Source organism: Neotamlana laminarinivorans (assembly GCF_020523925.1).
In the GTDB taxonomy this organism is placed as follows: Bacteria; Bacteroidota; Bacteroidia; order Flavobacteriales; family Flavobacteriaceae; genus Neotamlana; species Neotamlana laminarinivorans.
In genome coordinates this window covers 528,481-548,077 of the sequence record NZ_JAJAPW010000001.1, presented here as the reverse complement: position 1 = coordinate 548,077, position 19,597 = coordinate 528,481, and the positions used below count along the sequence as shown (strand labels likewise).

14 protein-coding genes are annotated in these 19,597 nt (G+C 30.1%); 5 read left to right on the top strand and 9 right to left on the bottom strand.

Translation table 11 applies throughout. From position 1 onward, the window contains the following. Positions 1-107 precede the first annotated feature (107 nt). From LG649_RS02535 to LG649_RS02520, 4 genes are all read right to left on the bottom strand, one after another. Positions 108-2,567: a TonB-dependent receptor plug domain-containing protein gene (locus LG649_RS02535; RefSeq protein WP_226540551.1), complete on the bottom strand. Its 2,460-nt coding sequence runs from the start codon at positions 2,565-2,567 to the stop codon at positions 108-110. A gap of 5 nt (positions 2,568-2,572) precedes the next feature. Beyond that, positions 2,573-3,493 (bottom strand): FecR family protein, encoded by a 921-nt coding sequence (locus tag LG649_RS02530; RefSeq protein ID WP_226540548.1) that lies wholly within the window; start codon positions 3,491-3,493, stop codon positions 2,573-2,575. Positions 3,494-3,544: 51 nt separating this feature from the next. Continuing rightward, positions 3,545-4,066, bottom strand: coding sequence for an RNA polymerase sigma factor (locus tag LG649_RS02525; RefSeq protein ID WP_226540546.1), 522 nt, complete (start codon positions 4,064-4,066; stop codon positions 3,545-3,547). A 78-nt stretch (positions 4,067-4,144) separates the two neighbouring features. Beyond that, positions 4,145-5,317 carry a cytochrome-c peroxidase gene (locus LG649_RS02520; protein ID WP_226540544.1) on the bottom strand — a complete coding sequence of 391 codons (1,173 nt, stop codon included), beginning with the start codon at positions 5,315-5,317 and terminating at the stop codon, positions 4,145-4,147. Positions 5,318-5,753: 436 nt separating this feature from the next. On the opposite strand from LG649_RS02520, the gene LG649_RS16375 reads away from it, so the two are divergent. Next, the gene (locus tag LG649_RS16375; RefSeq protein WP_226540542.1) at positions 5,754-7,967 is read left to right on the top strand and encodes a tetratricopeptide repeat-containing hybrid sensor histidine kinase/response regulator; all 2,214 of its coding nucleotides are present in this window, start codon (positions 5,754-5,756) and stop codon (positions 7,965-7,967) included. Between the two features lie 63 nt (positions 7,968-8,030). Here the strand turns inward: LG649_RS16375 and LG649_RS02510 are convergent, their stop codons facing one another. From LG649_RS02510 to LG649_RS02495, 4 genes are all read right to left on the bottom strand, one after another. Continuing rightward, positions 8,031-8,708, bottom strand: a complete 678-nt coding sequence (locus LG649_RS02510; RefSeq protein ID WP_226540533.1) for a type 1 glutamine amidotransferase domain-containing protein — start codon at positions 8,706-8,708, stop codon at positions 8,031-8,033. 77 nt (positions 8,709-8,785) lie between these two features. Further along, positions 8,786-9,946, bottom strand: coding sequence for an iron-containing alcohol dehydrogenase (locus LG649_RS02505; RefSeq protein WP_226540531.1), 1,161 nt, complete (start codon positions 9,944-9,946; stop codon positions 8,786-8,788). An 18-nt stretch (positions 9,947-9,964) separates the two neighbouring features. Continuing rightward, on the bottom strand, positions 9,965-10,630 hold the full coding sequence (locus LG649_RS02500; protein WP_226540529.1) for an NAD(P)H-binding protein: 666 nt from the start codon (positions 10,628-10,630) through the stop codon (positions 9,965-9,967). 1 nt (position 10,631) lies between these two features. Continuing rightward, positions 10,632-11,216, bottom strand: coding sequence for a TetR/AcrR family transcriptional regulator (locus LG649_RS02495; RefSeq protein ID WP_226540528.1), 585 nt, complete (start codon positions 11,214-11,216; stop codon positions 10,632-10,634). Positions 11,217-11,601: 385 nt separating this feature from the next. On the opposite strand from LG649_RS02495, the gene LG649_RS02490 reads away from it, so the two are divergent. From LG649_RS02490 to LG649_RS02475, 4 genes are all read left to right on the top strand, one after another. Then, positions 11,602-13,605 (top strand): IPT/TIG domain-containing protein, encoded by a 2,004-nt coding sequence (locus LG649_RS02490; protein ID WP_226540525.1) that lies wholly within the window; start codon positions 11,602-11,604, stop codon positions 13,603-13,605. After that, on the top strand, positions 13,605-14,768 hold the full coding sequence (locus tag LG649_RS02485) for an IPT/TIG domain-containing protein (RefSeq protein WP_226540523.1): 1,164 nt from the start codon (positions 13,605-13,607) through the stop codon (positions 14,766-14,768). Before LG649_RS02490 ends, LG649_RS02485 begins: the two co-directional genes overlap by 1 nt. A 356-nt stretch (positions 14,769-15,124) precedes the next feature. Continuing rightward, positions 15,125-15,418 carry a DUF3817 domain-containing protein gene (locus LG649_RS02480; protein ID WP_226540521.1) on the top strand — a complete coding sequence of 98 codons (294 nt, stop codon included), beginning with the start codon at positions 15,125-15,127 and terminating at the stop codon, positions 15,416-15,418. Continuing rightward, entirely contained in the window at positions 15,418-16,653 is a 1,236-nt protein-coding gene (locus LG649_RS02475) for a mechanosensitive ion channel family protein (protein ID WP_226540520.1), read from the top strand. The genes LG649_RS02480 and LG649_RS02475 overlap by 1 nt, the downstream gene beginning before the upstream one ends. 295 nt (positions 16,654-16,948) lie before the next feature. Here the strand turns inward: LG649_RS02475 and LG649_RS02470 are convergent, their stop codons facing one another. After that, positions 16,949-19,426, bottom strand: a complete 2,478-nt coding sequence (locus LG649_RS02470; protein ID WP_226540518.1) for a zinc-dependent metalloprotease — start codon at positions 19,424-19,426, stop codon at positions 16,949-16,951. Between the last annotated feature and the right edge of the window lie 171 nt (positions 19,427-19,597).

Below are 19,597 nucleotides of genomic sequence, written 5' to 3'. Positions count from 1 at the left end.
CTTATTTTAAAAAAAAAATAAAAAATTTGAATTTTAGAAATAAAAAAACACAGAACAAAGATATAAACCTTTGTTTTTTAAGTAGTTTGTGTTAATTGTTGATTTTTTTAAAAAAATAGATTTAATTGTAAATTAGGAGAAAATTTACTTGCTTTTCGAAATGTACTATTAGAAGTGTTTTGAAAAACATTTACAACATTGTCTTGATTATAAACATTTATTATTGATAAACCTATAACAGATTTAATTGGTTTTGAAGGATTATAAAATGTATATGAAGCTGAAAAGTCGAGTTGATGTAAAGCATCAAATCTATCAGAAAAATTAATATCAAAATTATTATTATCGGTTTCATCTGGAAAAATAATTGGCATTCCAGAAAAATACCCCCATGAAAGTGCTAATTTCCATTTTTTTATATTTAATAATCCTGTTAAATTAACAACATGTGTTTGGTCGTAAAAAGCAGTAGTTGTTACACCATTAAAATCAGTTTCAGTACGGCTAAGTGCATAACTTACCCATGTTTCAATACTATTCCAACGTCTTTTTATAAATAAATTGGCACCTTTACTAATAATATTTCCGTGTTCGTTATCACTTTTATTGGTTACATCTTTTGTTTTTTTATGATACAATTCCAAATCGAATAACCATTTAGAGTTTTCAAAAACCCCACCAATCATGGCTTGTGTGCCTTTTAACGGATTAATGTCTTCTTTTGGTAAATACCAAAGTTGATTGGTAATATTAAAATCATCAAAATCATTTGTGAATTTTTTTTGAATAAATTGGTTTGAAGTACCTAAAGATGATTTTAAATACCAGCGATTATCAAGTTTATAACTTGCTAAAATTCTTGGGTTTACATATAGTTTTTTTAACGGCACATAATAATTATTATGAAATCCAAAAGTTAAAATAAATGTATCCTTCCAATTTTTGTGAAGCGATAAATAATTAGAATGAACAACTGAATTTTGTTTTCTTTCGGTGTTTATTTCGTTTTCTTCTTCTAATTCGTTACTAATAATGGAGTGTTCGGTTAATGTGTAACCAGCTTCAAATTGTAAATTATCGTTATAGTTGTAAATAGCTTCAGTAATTAATCTCGTGTCTTTTATTGTGTTATCGTATTTTTGATAACTATTACGCTCTTCTGCAATAAATCCTTCGCTTTCACTATATAAGTTCATTTTAGATTTACTTAGCCGAACTTCTGTTATCCATTTTTTAGATAAATTAGCCTTCCACTTACCTGTAATTCCCCAATTATCTAATTCTAAGTCGCGATAGTCTATTTGGTCGCTATTGTCGTTACTATCAACTTGGGCATACAATCTGTTTTGGATGTTTATAAAACTTAATGTAGCGGTATGTTTGTTGTTAATTTTATAATTTAATTTGGCATTCATATCTGAAAAACCCATATCAAAATCATCAGAACTATTTATTTCGTCAGAAACTGTTTCTAATTTACTCCCTTGAAAAATAAGCTCTGAAATGGCAGTTAGTTTAGGTGTCTTAAACTGCGAATAACTAGACCTAAACGCAGCAATTAAAGACAATTTATTTTTTGCAATATTTGTATTTAATGTAGCACCTGCAAATAAGGTATTCACAGAAACTTCATATGTAGTACTATCAGGAATTTTACTGTTTGTAGTCATGTTTATTAGCCCTCCAACACGACCACCCCATTTTACAGGAAGCATATTGCGTTGCAGTTCAATATTTGAAATAATTGAAGCGTTATAAGGTGAAATAGCACCCAAAAAATGTCCAGAATGATAAATAGGAATATCATCAATTTGTACTAAATTTTGGTCGTAAGTACTCCCCCTAAAATTTAAATTTCCAGACTTACCGCTTGGTGAATGTATTCCAGGAGCATTGTTTAAAACATTAAAAATATCGCCATCGGTTTCACCGGCCAATAAGCCTAAAACCTCTGTATTAATTTGTAAACTATGGTCTCTAATCCTAGAATCAATACCACTTGTTAAATAACTTTTTAGCAAAACTTTACTTAAGCTAATTTGTTGTTTGTATAGTTTTAAACTTTTAGTTTTTTGTAAATCTTTTACTTGTAAATGGACTGTTTTATAAAAATTGGAGTAAAAATGAATAGAATCTAAAGGAAAAACATTGTTTATTGTAAAAATACCTTGTTCTTCGTGAACTACTTTATGCGCTTCATTATTTATTTGATACTGCAAAGACATTGCGCTTTCGTTGGTTTCAACATCAATAGCTTTAAAAATTAAAGTATCTCTATTCGGGATGATAGTAAAGAATTTACCATCGTTGCTCGTTATGGTTACAGGAATTTTTTGCTGAATGACTTCAAGGCAATTTGAAATACTATCGCAGGTAATGTTTTTATTAATTAACAGCGTATCAAAAAAAGTGTGATTGTAAGAAAAATGAACATCGAATTTACGTTCTAATTCCGAAAGCTTATCTGATAACTTTACTGTATTTCCTGTTTGTGAAAAGCTAAAATTTAAAGCCCAAAAACAGAAAAACACGAGGAAATATTTGTTAGAAGCAAAATTCAGTTTCATACAAACTAGTCTACAATTATCGTTTTTCCGCTTATTTTATAGTTAATTTCCATAGATGAAAACAAGGTTTGTAAAGCGGTATTTAAATCGTTATGAGGCACGGTTCCTGTAAACTGTAAGTTATTATAGGTTTCTGGAAGTTCAATATTTATGTCGTAATACTTTTCTAAATCAGTAACAACTTGTAATAAATTCGTCTCGAAATATTTACTGAAACCATCGAGCCACTCTGGGTTTTTAGCATTGTGCGTTGTATGCACTAATTTATTTGCTTTGGCTATGGCGGCATGACCTTTTGTTAAAATTTCGGCATCGCTATTATAAGTAACTTTTACTTTGCCTTCGTAACATTTAACTTCAAAAATGGAATTATTAGTATTTACATTAAATTGTGTACCTAAAACTTGAATACTTCCAGAATTAGTTATTACGTTAAAAACTTCGCCTTTGGCAACACTGAAAAAAGCTTGACCATTTAATTGAATATTTCGGTTGTTTTCCCAATCTTTTTCTTTAAATGAAATACTTGATAAAGCATCCATTTTAACAACAGAACCATCCGGTAAATTAATGGTTTTTGTTTCTGCAACGGTAGTTTTAAAGTTGGTTTCGGCATTAATAAAGTAATTAAACGTAACATATCCGGCAGTTAATAACACAACAATAGCCGCTGCCATTTTTAACCAAGGCGCAAATTTATTTTGTTTTGTTGGAGCAGGGGAGATTACCAGTTTTTTTCGCTTATTAAGATCAGCTAAACCTTTTTCAACATCAAATTTTTCAATTTGCCAAGTGTCAATATCATCGAGAACAACTTTTAAGTCATTTAATTCACCGTTAGATTCTAGCTCATTTTTTTCGTTATCATCTAAACGATTATCAAGCCATCTTGCCAGTATATTATCTTTACTAAATTTATCGTCCACCGCTATATTTTTTATCTAATTATATCTGCTTTACAAACTATTTTTTTTAACTTAAATTTTGCGTTTTTGCAGTTCGGTTATTTCTTTTAGCTTAAGTAAAGCTTTAGAAATTCTATTTTCTACTGCCGTCTGGCTAATCTCTAGCCTATTAGCTATTTCTTTAAAAGTAAGCTTTTCTATTCTGTTTAATAAAAATGCCTCTCGTTGTTTTTCTGGTAACGCAGAAATGGTTGCTTCTATTTTTTGTTTAAATTCTTTGGTTCTTAAATGAAAATAAGGATCTTCGATATCTGAGGTTTCAATGTGATTTTTCTCAAATTTCAAGGCTACTTTTTGTTGTCGCAACGAATCTATAAACATATTTTTAGCTATGGTATAAAGAAAGCCAACCGCTTTCTCGTAAATTACACTGTTGCATTTAGCCCATAACTTTATAAACGATTCTTGTACAATATCTTCAGCCTGTTTTAAATTACCAAATTTAAAATATAAATGATTTCTTAAGCTCTCAGCATGTTTTAGGTACAAATTATTATAAACATCTTCATCGCAAACAGAGAAGGATTGATTCATTCTGACTTATTATTTAATTGTAAAGATAAAATAAATTTAGCGGAGCATTTTTATTTTATAAAAACATTAAACAATAGGCTATTCTGTTATAAACGGATCGGAAAATTTTTCGTCGTTAATAAACACATCATCAGTTAGGGTAATTAAAAAGTCTACAATTGCTTGTTTATCGGCATCCGATAAGTTTAAACGACGTACGTTATTGCCTTGTGTTAATCGGTTATCGAGGTTCGGGTTATTTTGTACTCCGCTATTGTAATGCTCAATTACCTCTTCAAGTGTTTCAAAACGCCCATCATGCATATAAGGTCCGGTTAATTCAATATTTCGTAAAGACGGTGCTTTAAATTCTCCTAGGTCGTTATTGTTTCCTGTAATTCCACCAACACCTTCATCGGTAATAGTGGCATCTAAACCGTTGTTTCTAGCCTGGTCGCCAACAAAAACATTGGTGGCATGACAATCGAAACAACGGGTTTGGTTACTTAAAAACAGCTGTTTTCCGCGGTTTTCGGAAGCTGTAAAATTGGCGAAATTATTATTTATGCTGTTGCTTTGTGCCATACCTTCATCGAATTTAGATTGGTACGACACCATAGATCGAATAAATTGCGACACCGCTAAAGCAATACGATTGCTTGTAATATTACTATCACCAAAAGCATTTTCAAATAATACTTCATAGTAATCTATTTGTGCCAATTTGGTTTCAAGTTCAGGCAATGTCATACCCATTTCAACTAAATCTTGAATAGGAATTAAAATTTGTTCTTCTAGAGAATCTGCTCTTTCATCCCAAAAAAAGCGACCATTTTCATAAAATCTTGCATTGGCTAAACCCATGGAATTTCTAGATGTAAAATCGCCATCGAAACCCGTACTCAAAGGATTAGGATCGGAAAAACCATTTTCTTGAATATGGCAGGAGGCACACGAAATACTGTTGTTTGCCGATAAGTTTTTATCGTAAAACAAAACACGCCCAAGGGTTGCTCCATTATTGGGAATTTGGTTGTTGTTTGGTGTGTTGTCTTCGTTTTGCACATCATTATCTAAAAAATAGTTGGGCAATGCAATATTGGCATAGTTAAATGGTGTGTTGGGTAAATTAAGTTCCAATAAATCGGGTATTGTGGTGTCTGTGTCTTCTAACTCATCCATTGTAACATCACTAATATCACTGTATTCATCTTGGCTACAGGACATTAAAAAAAATAAGATTAAGAACATTTGGGCAATACGTTGTTTCATTTAAATAGTTTTTTTTGTTTTGAATAATGTTTTCTCGCAACTTCTGTGTGCGTTTGTAATTATTACGTGTCGCACATAATTTTACCCAACATGATATATGTTAAAATTTAATTATTATGATTTATTATTGAAATAGATGAAAATGAATAAGGTTCTCTGCAATTCACTTAACTATTTGTTTATTAGTGATTTTAAGTGTTTTTGCCATTTTGGTTTTCGTATTTGAAGAGCAGACCAAAAAAGAAGAGTATTTTGAAATTTTTATACTTACTAGTTAAACTAGAGTAAAATAGTTACCTTAAAAACAATGCATAATGAATTTTCTCGCGTTCCATTTTAGCGAATTCTTAATAAAAATGTTTAAAAGTTAAATATCAAATTAAATTACTTGTTGTAATAAATTTTCTATAAATTAGAAGAGGTTAAGCTACAAACAGTGACTAGAATTATTAACATATTATTTATTAAACAAAGCCGATTTTACTTTATCGTTGCCTTCTTGTTTTTAATTGTTAACCCTCTATTTGGTCAAGAAAAAATAAAAGATTCTTTAGAAGCGCAATTAATACATGCATATAATTTAAGTATGGAAAGTAAAGTTTCTGAAGCTTTACATATATGCAAAGAAGTGCTTAATTACGAAAAAAAGCATAAAAACGACACCATAAAAGCTGTTACGTATAGCATCATGGGTACGTCGCATTATTTAATAGATAATGACTCTACAGCATTAAAATATTACCTAAAATCGCTTGAAATAAACAAGGCATTAGGTTTAAATCTACGAGTAATTAATGGAATAAACAATGTTGGAATTGCTTATGCAAAGCTAGGAGAGTACCAAAAATCTATAGATTATTACCAAGATGCAGCCGATTTAGCCATAAATATAGAAGCTTATAAGCATGCTATTCATCCGCTGTACAATATTGGAGATTATTATATCGAGCAGTTAAAACAACCTAAGAAAGGTTTAGAGTACATTAAAAAAGCTGAATATTATTATTATAATAAATCCAATACTGAAGAAGATATACTAATGAAAGTCGATATTTTATCGGCCTACGGGGAAGGGTACTTTTTACTAAAAGATTTTACAACTGCAGAACGCTATTTAAATCAAGCTATTGAAGCTGCTAAGGAAAACAATTATTTATCTGAGTTAAAAAAAATATACAATATAAAAACTCAAATTTTAAATAAGCAGCATAGATATCAAGAAGCAAATACTATTTTGTATAGTATGATGCAAGTAAATGATTCTATATTAAAAAACGAAAAGTTTGATATAGCACAAGAAATGCTGGCTAAATTTGAAGTTGCAGAAAATGAAGAAAAACTGCGACACATAGAAAAAGAAAAGAAACTACAGGCCACAACAATAAAAAAAATAAGTAAATATAATATTGCATTTACTATATTAATTGTATTGCTTATACTGGCTTTAATTTTTATTTTTCTAAAATTAAAACAATTAAAAATAGCTAAAGAAAAAGCACAACAATTATCGAGGGCTAAAAGCGATTTCTATTCAGAAATAAGCCATGAGTTAAGAACACCTTTATATGCTGTAATCGAAATTTCAAATATATTATTGAAAGAAAATTTAAATGAGGATAATCGTGTTTATTTAGAGTCGTTAAAATTTTCTGGAGACCATTTATTATCATTGATTAATAATGTATTAGAATTAAATAAAATTGAAGCTGGTAAAAGCACTATTGAAGACATAGTGTTTTCACCAAAACAACTTATTACTAATATTATTGAATCGCTAGAATTTGCTATAAGCGATACCGAAAACACTATAGTGTTAGAATATGATGACACTATACCAGAGAAGCTTATTGGAGATTCGTTAAAGCTTTCTCAAATTTTTATAAATTTAATTACAAACGCCATTAAATTTACTAACAAAGGCGTAATAAAAGTTGTTTTAAATAATGAGTCAATTACCGATGACGGTAAAATATGTAATTTATATGCAGGCGTAAAAGATAGTGGTGTTGGTATATCCTTAAAAAACCAAAAGAAAATATTTAGCGACTTTTACCAAGAACATGCAAAAACCGATAAATCCTACCGAGGTACAGGTTTAGGTTTATCAATTGTAAAACGCCAATTGCAGTTAATGGGTAGCGAAATAAAAATTAAAAGTGTTATAAATAAAGGCTCAACATTTTATTTTACTATCCCAATAAAAATTGCAACTGTAGAAACTAAAATTAATTTATTAAAAAGTAAAGCAGATTTGCTTAAAGGCAATACGTTTTTAGTGGTAGACGATAATAATATTAACCAATTAATTACTAAAAAAATATTGTTACAACTAGAGTTGGAGTGCGATGTTGTAGATTCTGGACTCAAAGCTATTGACGCAGCACAAAAAAAGGATTACAACTGTATTTTAATGGATTTAAATATGCCTGAAATGAATGGTTACAAAGCTACAGAAAAAATAAGGCAATTTAACATAAGCTCTACAATAATAGCGCTAACGGCATACGCATCAGATGATGTTAAAAACAAAATTTTAAATTCTAAAATGGATGGCTTTATACAAAAGCCATTTTTTATAGACGATTTTATATCAACCATACAAAATGGTTTACAATTAAGAGAGCAAATTACAGCGAAAGAAATTGGCTAACTTAATTATTAAAAAAAGGCTACCAGCTATAGGTAACCTTTTAAAATTAAATGTTTTATAAAATTAGTTTAAACTCTCTAATAGTTTTTCTGCAACTAATTGTGATGAAGCCGGATTTTGACCCGTAATTAAATTACCATCTTTAATAGCATAAGGCTGCCAATCTTCTTTTTTAGTATAAATACCACCATTTTTACTTAGCATATCTTCAACTAAAAACGGAACAACATTGGTAAGTCCAACAGCATTTTCTTCACTATTTGTAAATCCAGTTACATTTTTATTTTTTACTAAAGGTTCGCCACTAGTATTTTTTACACCTTTTAATGCAGCAGGAGCATGACAAACAAAAGCAATTGGTTTAGCTTGTTTGTTAAAGTTTTCAATAAGGTTTATAGATTTATCATCGTCAGCTAAATCCCATAGAGGACCATGGCCACCTGGATAAAAAACAGCATCAAAATCGTTCGCATTCATATTAGCAAGAATTTTAGTATTTGCTATTTTTTCTTTAGCCTCAGTATCGTTTTTAAAGCGTTCTGTATCTTCTGTTGCTGCATCTGGCGCATCACTATTTGGGTCTATTGGTGCAGCACCACCCTTGGGTGTTGCAATAGTAATATCTGCACCTTTATCTAGTAATGTATAATATGGATTTGCAAATTCTTCAACCCAAAACCCTGTTTTTTTTCCTGTATCACCTAATTTATCATGAGATGTTAACACAAATAATATTTTCATTTTTCTTCTTTTTTTAATTCAATAATGTTTTCTTAATTCTAAAATAGTTGTTTGTTATAGGGTGTTTAAAATTAAATTTAATAAGCCATTTTAACTATTTTTTCAACCTTTTCTGGAGATAGTGATTGATGTTCTCCTAAACCTAACCAACCTCTGTTTGTAAATCGTTTAGCAATTTCTTCAGCAGTACCCTCATAATCACTTGTATATTCAGATAATTTCGTGTTAATTCCTATAGATTTAAAAAATTCTGTAGTCTTTTCAATGGCTTCGTAAGCCTTATCATCAATACTACCTTCGGTAATATTCCAAACGCGTTCAGCATATTGGGCTAATTTTTCTTTTTTGCTTTCAAAATTATACTTGTAATGGCTTTCGGTAATTATGGCTAAAGTTCTAGCATGATCTATACCGTATAAAGCCGTTAATTCGTGTCCCATGGCATGTACAGCCCAATCTGTTGGCACTCCTTTTTGAATTAATCCGTTTAATGCCATAGTACAGCTCCACATAAAATTTGAAGCCGCTTTATAATCAAACTCTTCATTTAAAATTGTTGGAGCAATTTCAATTAATGTTTGTAAAATGCCTTCAGCAAAACGGTCTTGAATTTTAGCATCAATAGGGTAGGTCATGTATTGTTCTAAAACATGCGTAAAAGAATCGGCTAAACCGTTTGCTAATTGACGTTTAGGAATTGATTTTATCACCTCTGGATCTAGAATTGAAAACTCTGGAAATAAGCCAGGGCCACCCATTGCTAATTTTTCTTTAGTTTCTTCACGTGTAATTACAGCTCCGGAATTCATTTCAGATCCTGTAGCTGGCAGCGTTAAAACCGTACCAAAAGGCATTCCTTTTTCGGTTCTTATATTTTGGGTTAATATATCCCAAGGTGTATCGCCATTATATACTGCTGCTGCCGATAAAAATTTGGTGCCGTCTATAACAGAACCACCACCTACAGCTAATAAATACGTAATATTTTCGGTTTTAATAACCTTTAAAGCCTCCATTAAAACAGCATATTCTGGGTTGGCGGGAATACCACCAAATTCAACCACTTCAAAATTGTTTAAAGCAGCGGTTACCTTATTGTAAATACCATTTTTTTTAATACTACCACCACCGTAAAGCAGTAATACTTTGGCATTTTCAGGAATTTCGTTAGCAAGGTTTTCAATTTCACCTTTACCAAATATTATTTTTGTTGGGTTTTTAAAATTAAAATTATTCATAGCGTTTTATATTTTTAATTAATTGTGTTTTGTAATTTTTTTAATATCTGTTGAAGTAATAATTATTTCGTTATAGCTTTTACTATTTGCTAAATTAACCATGGCCTGAGCCATACGTTTTGGGTCTGTAATTTTATACTGTTTTAATTTTCCGAAGAATAAAGGCTGAATAACCTTAAATATGGCTAATCCAATAGCTTCGAGCGTTCGTTTTTCATCACGATTACCACCAATTAATGATGGTTGTAAAATGTAGGTTTTGCTTATGTTTTGTTTTAAAACATCACGTTCCATTTCTCCTTTAGTTTTATTATAAAAAATACGGCTATTAGCATTTGCACCTAAAGCAGAAATGACTAAAAAAGTGTCAATACCGTTGGTTTTAGCTAGTTTTGCAGCAGAAACAGGAATACCATAATCTATTTTTTTATAAAGCGTTTTATCAGGTGTTTTACTTTTAGTTGTACCAATGCAACAAAATACTTCATCGGCTTTAAATTCATCTTTAAATTGTTCCAATTGAAGTAAATCGCCTATAAATTGAGTAACTTTATTGGGTAAATTGTCTATTCTTGAGCGTGAAAACAACTTGATACTTTTGTAGTTTTCATCTTGTATTAACAGATTTAATAATAAACCACCAGTTAAACCCGTTGCTCCTAATATTATTGCAGTTTTCTTCATGTTATTTGGTTGTTTTTATACTGTTCCATGCCGCTTGATAAGCTTTTTCTAAATGTTCTTTATCCAATTGAAAGTCGCCTCTTTTTTGCACCATTATTAAAAATGATAAAGGATTTATGGTGTAGGCGTATAGTAAGTGATTGGACATTGGTTTTATTAGGCCTTCTTCTTTTCCCCGTTTCCAAAGGTCTAATAAAGGTTGTAGGTATTTAATACCTTCTTTTATAATACTTTCATCAATCATAAGTGTATTGTCGCATTGGTTTAAAAAGAAAGCATATTCGTGTTCTTTAGTTTTAAAATCGGCAATACTTTTCCATATAAATTCAAAACCAGCTTTAACCGAAGTATTTGTGTCATAATTTTTAAAAACCGCTTCGGTGTACTTGTATTTAACCTCTAAATACGTTTTGTTTACTAAGTCTTGTTTGTTTTCAAAATATAAATAAATAGTAGCAGGCGATACATTGGCCATTTTAGCTATTTTACTCATTGGTGTAGCATGAAATCCGCTGTTGTTCACTAGCTCGATAGTCGCTTTAATCAATGCGTTTCGTTTATCTATACTTTTTTGGAGTTTAGCCATAGTTTATATATTAAAGTACAAATTTATTTAAATAAAAATGAATGTTCATTCTTTTTTGGGGTTTTATCATAATTTTATGATTTTAGGAGAGGTATACATTTAATCTATAGTGTTTGAAAACTTAAATTTTGCGTTTTAAAATGAAAACTATAAAAATGTCATTGTTTTAATATTGAAACTATACAACGGGTAAGTAATCCAATATTATAAATAGATTCTAATGTTATGCGTTATGTAACTTTGTTTTGGTAATAAGCGTAATTTTAGCACGTTTTTCTTTATTTTTTCTTTCTAAGACCTTAATATAAAATTTAGCTTTATATTTAACTAATAAAAGTTTCACATGATTGTTATTACAAAAAATAAAACATACATATTAGTTATTATGATTCTCATGTTTTTTTATTCTTGTGAGAAAGAGGAGAATTCACCTCCGAATAATAATAACGTATACATAAAAACCTTAAGTCACAGTATTCTAGATGGAGGTGGTATAAGTTTAACAGGAGAAATTGGTAATGTAGAATTACCAATTGATTATGGATTTATAATTTCTTCAATTGAAAATGATACATATTCCGCAAACTCTAATACTAAATTATTAGCAGGTATTAAGAATGGTAATTTTACATTGGATTTTAAAAGTAATTTAAGAGAAGGCATAACATATTATTATAATACTATTGCTTTTAAAAATGGAGAATACATTTATGGAAATGAAAAGTCATTTATTTCTAACGGAAGTGCAGATCCGCTAATAGAATCTACAGAACCAAGTAAAGCGCATTTAGGAGATACTATTACTATTAATGGTAAACATTTTTCAGAATACCCTCAGGTGTTTTTTAACACTTGGTCCTCTAAAGCTTTAATTGGAAATGATACATTGATAAAATGTGTAGTAACCAATAAACCTGAATATAATACAGATAAGTTGCCGTTTATAGAATTAAAAGTTCGAAGCAATACCGGTAATGAAACAATTTTTAATGAATTTGCTCTACATACACCAAAAGTTGATTCTATAAGACCCTATGAAGCGTTTCCAGGAGATATAATTACTATCTACGGCGATCATTTTAATAGGCAGTCATCTGGCAATCGATTAATTATACCCCGTAATACAGGTACTTCTGCTTACCCAGAGGTAATCAGAGCTAGTCAAAAAGAACTTCAATTTGTTTTGCGCTCAATTAGTAGTTTTGAACCCACTATAATTATAGAAAGTCAGTCTCAATCAATAGAAGTCAAAAATGAAATTAAACATATACTACCACAATTTGAACGACTTTCTAAAAACAAAATAAAATATGGTGATAAATTGATTGTATATGGAACTAATTTTCCACAAAACAATAGCTACGCCTTTGATACTTTACAATATTCGTTTGGGACAAAACACATTCCTTTTTATGAAAATCACAGAGATAGCTTGGTTATTGATATTATTGACAATTGGTATTATGAAGATTTTTCTATTAATGGATTATCAATTGACTTCTTTGGTCATAAAATAGATTACAATCAAGAAATTGAGTTAGACGAGAACTATGTACGCCTTCAGCATTATGGACAAAATATAAGTGGGAGAGCTTATGGACAAGTTGGAGAGGACTTGTATTCCATTGAACACCAAAACAGTAATAATTTACTTGTGAAATTAAATAAACAAACTAATCTTTTTGATGAAGTCTACACAGGCGAACCAATTTCTACATCTGGTTATATGAAAAACATATCATTTAATGATACGAAATTTTACTGGTTAGAATCATCCAACGATGAAGTCTTATTTTTTAGTTATGATATTTTCACAAAGGCCAAAGAAAAATTAGCTAGTTTCCCAGGTACAGATAGAACTTTTGCTTTAAATACTGTTGTAGGAGAGTATTTATACTATGGTTTAGGAGGTTATAGTTATACAAATCCAGATAATTTAGATGATATATGGAGATATTCGTTTTCTGATAATAAATGGGAATTTGTGCTAAATTTTCCAGAAATTGATTCAGATGCCAATGCAAAACAAAGGCCTGTTTATTTTTCTATAGGAGATAAAATTTATGTTGGTGGTGGTCAGTCATATTTTTATCCACAATTAACTGATTTTTGGGAATTAGATACTAAAACCAATAGTGTTTCAAGAAAAAGTGACTTACCAATAATTACTTCAGTTAAAATAGAAGGTTTAAGCTTTGGAGGCAAAGGCTATTTTGATTTCGATGGTACTACTTATATCTATGATCCAATAATAGATGAATGGTCATCTAAAAAAACGAGTTTTACATTCAATGGTTATAATAGATATCTATTTAAAAATGAAGATTTTATTTATAGTATGAATAATAATAGTTTAATAAAAATTAAGAAATCATATTTTAATAATTGATGAAAAAGATATTATTTCAACTTTGCTTTGGGTTAACGTTTTTACTTTTTAATTGTGACAGCTCTTCAAACGAAACTATTTCACCCACCATTGTAATTACAGATAGCCAATCTCTACCAAAAGGAGGAATATCCTTAACTGCAGATTTTCAAAATTTCTCAGAAGGTGATGAATTAGGGTTTTATATTTCTAATGAAAATGGAGGAGAAGAGTATTTAATTTCAACCCCAAAAATTGGTATAAATACTATTGAATTAACATCAGGCTTAATTCAGGATGAAAAGTATTGGTTTTACGCATTTATTAGAACTAATGACAACGTTTTTTACTCAATAACAAAAGAATTTTATGCCTTAACCGGTAGTTATATACCCGAACTAGAAAGTATATCCCCATCTTCAGGTTACATAGGTAGTGATATAGAAATTGTGTTTTCCGAAAAACTAGATAATCCAAAAATTGAAAATTTTGAAATTAAATTACACACTCAGGATGTTGAAATTATTGATATAGTAGAAGATAAAAAAATAGTATGTAAAATACCTGATTTTATACCAATCTCTGGTTATTACAGATATCCTTGGGCTAAAATTAGTATAATTTATTTGGGTAAAAGTGTGCCTTGTGACTATGAATTTCATATAAAATCGCCAGAAATAACATCCATTTCTCCAAAGTTTATTGATTGGGAAGGCGAAATAACCATTAAAGGGAGCTTTTTTGAAGAAGGATATCCGCCAAATTATATTGCAGTCAATATCAATGATTTTTATATGGGTAATATTACTTATAAAAATCATGATGAAATAAGAGTTAAAGTTAGCATACATATGTTTGCAAACAATCCAAAAATAGTTGTAGACTCTAATTTTAAATATGTAACACAAGAAACTAATACTTTTAGTTATTATCCACCAGAAATAGTTTCATTTCAACAAGGTAGTGTAGGTGATGAAATTGAAATAATTGGTAAATATTTCTGGCCAGCTTCTTATGTAAATGAAGTTTATTTTGATAGTTATAAAGCAGAGATAATTAGTGGAGAATCTACTAAATTGGTTGTTAAAATCCCTGATGGTACATATATAAATAATAAAGCAAGTTTAAAAGTTCATATTAGGGATTTTTTAACATCCGAACCAAAAGAGTTTACTTTTAATTAAATTACAGTAGTAAATATTATTTCAATTAATTGTTTCTAAATTATTTTTCATAAAATTTATGCTCTTGTGGCAAGCTTACGAGAATCGTCTAAAATTTTTTATTACGTACATTTTATCGAATACGCGATTTTTAATAAGAGCAAAAAGGTTAGCTTTTATTTTGGCGTTGGCAAGCGTTGGATAAATGTCAAATATCGCCCAAAAGCGCTATTTCGCTAATTGTTATAAAATGTTCTATAATTTATATTATGTAAAATAGAAAATTCTAAATACCACTATTCCGCAATAAAAAAGAATTATAATTAATCTATATGTAAAACCATAAACTAAATGTAATTTTGTTTAAAATTACAAACATGTTTTCATTTAAAAATATATTTCGTTTAGTGGCCTTTTTAGAAGGCGTTTCATACATTTTATTATTATTTATTGCAACACCAATAAAATATATGTCTGGAAACCCTGAATATGTAAAACTTTTAGGTATGCCTCATGGTATTTTATTTATGCTTTATGTGATTTTTGCTATTATGCTTAAAAAAGATTACAATTGGACGAACAAACAATTATTTATTGTTCTTATTGCTTCCGTAATTCCTTTCGGAACATTTTACATCGATTTTAAATACTTGAAAACAGTAACTAAATAATGACTTCTTTCAGACATTTTTTTTACAATATTTTAGTAGCTAATGGCTTTTCCGAGAATGCTGCTTCTTACCTAAATATGTTTATTTTACTATTGGTTTTAATAGTTGTTGTTGCTATTACAGATTATGTTTTAAAACGTATTTTAATAGTATCGTTTAATAAATTTGCAACGCAGTCTAAAACTAATTTCGACGATTTACTTATCACCAATAAAGTACCTAGAAATGTAGCGCATATTATTCCTTTAATAATAACTATACAGTACTTTCCGGTGGTATTTTCAGATTTTCCAAATTTTGAAGCGCCTGTAGAAAAAGCTTTAAAAGTTTTTGGTATTGTATTGGTTTTATGGATTGTACGAAGTCTGTTAAATTCTATAAAAGATTATTTAAAAACCTTACCACGTTTTAAAGACAAACCAATTGCAAGTTACATACAAGTATTCATGATTTTTGCTTGGTTAGCAGGAATTATGTCTGCTATTGCCATTGTAACTGGTATTCCTTTTTTAAAATTTTTAACTGGTTTAGGTGCTATTTCGGCTGTTATTTTATTGGTATTTAAAGATACTATTTTAGGTTTTGTAGCTAGTATTCAGGTTTCTATAAACGATATGGTTCGCATTGGTGACTGGATTACTTTTGAAAAATATGGTGCCGATGGTGATGTTATTGAAATTACGTTGGCAACTGTAAAAGTTCAAAACTTTGACAAAACCATTACCACCATACCTACCTATGCCCTAATTTCCGATTCGTTTAAAAACTGGCGAGGCATGACGAATTCTGGCGGACGACGCATAAAACGCGCGCTCATTTTAAAACAAACTAGCATTAATTATTTAAATGATGCTGAAGTTGAAGCCTTAAAAAAAATACAATTAATTACGGAGTATTTAGAGCAACGTCAAGACGATATTAATCAGTTTAATGGCTCTAAAAATATTGATAAATCGGTTTTAATTAACGGACGAAATCTTACGAATTTAGGTGTTTTTAGGAAGTATGTTGATGCTTACTTAAATCAGCATTCTGCAATTAATAAAGATATGACCATTATGGTGCGCCAATTAGCTCCAACTTCTCAAGGTATTCCGTTAGAAATTTACGCTTTTAGTTCCGATAAACGTTGGGCAAATTACGAATATATTATGGCCGATATTTTTGACCATTTAATAGCGGCACTACCCTATTTTAATTTAGAGGTTTTTGAGTTGCCTTCCAGTTTTAAATAATGTTCTCGATACAATTCCTCGTACCTCGTAACCACTCGCACTGAAGTTACGGTAAGTTTAAAATTTATAAAAATCGTCACTTCGAGTGAATTTATGCAGCCAAAGCGAAGTAAATTAGTATCGAGAAGCTTTTTTAGCTTTTAAGTTTGTTAATTAATTACGTTATCGATACAATTACCCGTACCTCGTAATCACTCGAACTGATGTTACGGTTAGGTTTTATCAAGAGTTAGTGAAATAAAAAAGAGGATGCTATGCATCCTCTCAAGTATATAAAAGTTAAAGTTTTAAAAGATTATTTAGGATTTAAAATCATTTCAATGCGTTCAACCAAATCCTTATAATGGTATTTAGTAATTGTATTTACACCTCTAACCGAAGCATTTTTTAAGTTACGTTGTAAAACATTTAATTCACCTCGAATAATCGGGCGAATATCAGATTGTGTAACATTTACTTTTTCTGTGGTGCGTGGCGAACCTTCGTCTGTCATTAAATACGCCATTCTATCTACATAAGCACGTTGTAAATTTCTGCGGTATACATCTACATTTTTTGTGTAATTAGCTTCTGTAAAAAGCCCTTTTCTAACATCGATAAGCATTTCTAAAGCAGAATAGTTTTCAGCATTTATTGCTTCATGGTCAATAAGTCTTCCTAATTTATCAAAACTTAACAAACCAGATAAAAATCTGTTTTGGTATTTGCCTAATGTACTAGTGTAACCAGCATAATCAATGTTTGTAATTATAGATTTATCGATTAACCAATTAGGGGTTTCAAAAACATTTTTGTGTAACCAATTAACCGATGCTTTTTGTAAACTTTTAGGTACAGCTTCGTAAGCAGTTTTTTCTTGATTTGGATTAACTAAATGTTCGTAAACACCGCCTACATTGGTTGCTACGTGACCAGAATAACGATTCCAACAACCTAATAATTCACCATAAAGTTCTTCTAAATCTTTATAATTGTTTGTTTTATCGCTGGTCCATTCAGGTAAATATTTAACTACAATTTTTAAATTTTTTAAAGCATAATTACTGGCTTTAATAGCATCGTCTCCAATATCTTCAGTTTGAGAATTTGGATCGAAACGGCTACTTTGCTTTCCAAATCTGTAGCGTAAATCGTTAGCTTTTTCTAAAATCCACTTATCAAGAATAGCTATTTCATCTTCAGATGTTTTAGCTTCAGGAATATATCTGTAACCCCAATTAATAGCGTATTCATCATAAGGCCCTATTTGGCGAATAAATCGAATGTTTTTATCTCCGGGTTGGGCAATGTAATTATATCTGGCATAATCCATAATGGTTGCTGCAATACCGTTTTTTTGTGTAAACTCTCCGCTTCTATAATCTTCTACACTATATGCTTTACTTGCACTCATGTTATGTGGTAAACCTAAGGCATGCCCTACTTCGTGAGCAATTACCATTTTCATCATTTCTCCAATATCTTCAGCAGGAGTATCAAGCGTTCTAGCGGATGGGTTTGCTGCGCCAGTTTCAAGTAAATAACGGTTTCTGTAAGAACGTAAGTGGTTATGATACCAAATGATATCACTTTCAATAATTTCACCAGAACGCGGATCGGATACGCTTGGGCCCATTGCATTTCTAGTTTCACTAGCTACATAGCGAATTACAGAATATCTAATATCTTCTGGACTAAAATCTGGATCTTCTTCTTTTGTTGGAGGATATTTAGCAATAATAGCATTTTTAAACCCAGCTTTTTCAAAAGGTTTTTGCCAAAGTTCAACCCCTTCTTTAATATACTTTCGCAAATTCTCTGGTGTTCCAGGATCTAAATAATAAATTATGGGTTTTATAGGCTCTACCAACTCACCACGTGCATAAGCCTCAGGATCTTTTGGTTCTAAACGCCAACGTCTAATATAAGTTTTTTCGTCTGCTTTTAAAGCTTCACTTCCATAATCAATTTGGCTAAACGAGAACCAACCTACACGCTCATCGGCGTAGCGTTTTTGCATAGGCTCTTCGGGTAGCAAAATCATAGATTGATTCATTTGAATACTAATAGATTCTAAACTTTTAAAAGACGGTGGTTCTGAAGCATTATAAGTCATGTCCTGAACCACTTCAATATTATTTGGAAAACTTTTCACAGAATTAATAAAACTTCTAGACGCATCTAAATTTCTTACTTTATAAGATTTTCTTGCTCTAGCAGTTAAGCCACTAATAGCTTTTACATCGGTGGAATAAAATTTTGTTACATCAATAACCACAGCAGATGAGTCTTTGCTAAATGATGAAATATCAAAAGAAAAAAGCGTTGGCTCGTAATTGTTAACTTTTACTGAAGCATTAATTGCTAAGCTTTTATTGGCAACCGCATGACTCGATTTTTCTTTAATTAATATTTTGTCTTGAAAACGTTCCCAAACTATAAGTCTAGTAGCTGTTTTTGTTCCAGCATTTATATACCCACCACCAAAATTTTCTGGTAATTGTTTAATACGACTAACAAGCAACATATCTTTACCAAGTAAACTGTTGGGTATTTCAAAATAGAATTTATTATTTACTTTGTGAGTGGTAAATAAACCAGAGTCAGATATAGCAGTTTTATTAATTAACTTATCGTAAGGTTTAAATTTACTTGCTTTTTCAGGAGCCGATTTTTTCTTTTCTAAAGCGGCCGCCTCTGCTGCCTTTTTCTTCTTTTTTTTAGATTGAGCTTCTGAACTTAAAGGCGCAAGAGCTAAAAAAATTGATAACGTAAAAAGTAATACGTGTTTCATAAAAATTGATTTGTTTGAGTAAGTTTAAGCTTCTAATATAAAATAAAACAAAGTGTTTAAATAAATTTTCACAAAATATTAAGTAATTTAATATTAAAAAGTAAATTTGCGTTTTGGGTTTTATTTTAAAATAAATATGTATATATTTGTTAATCAGCACACTTACCATAA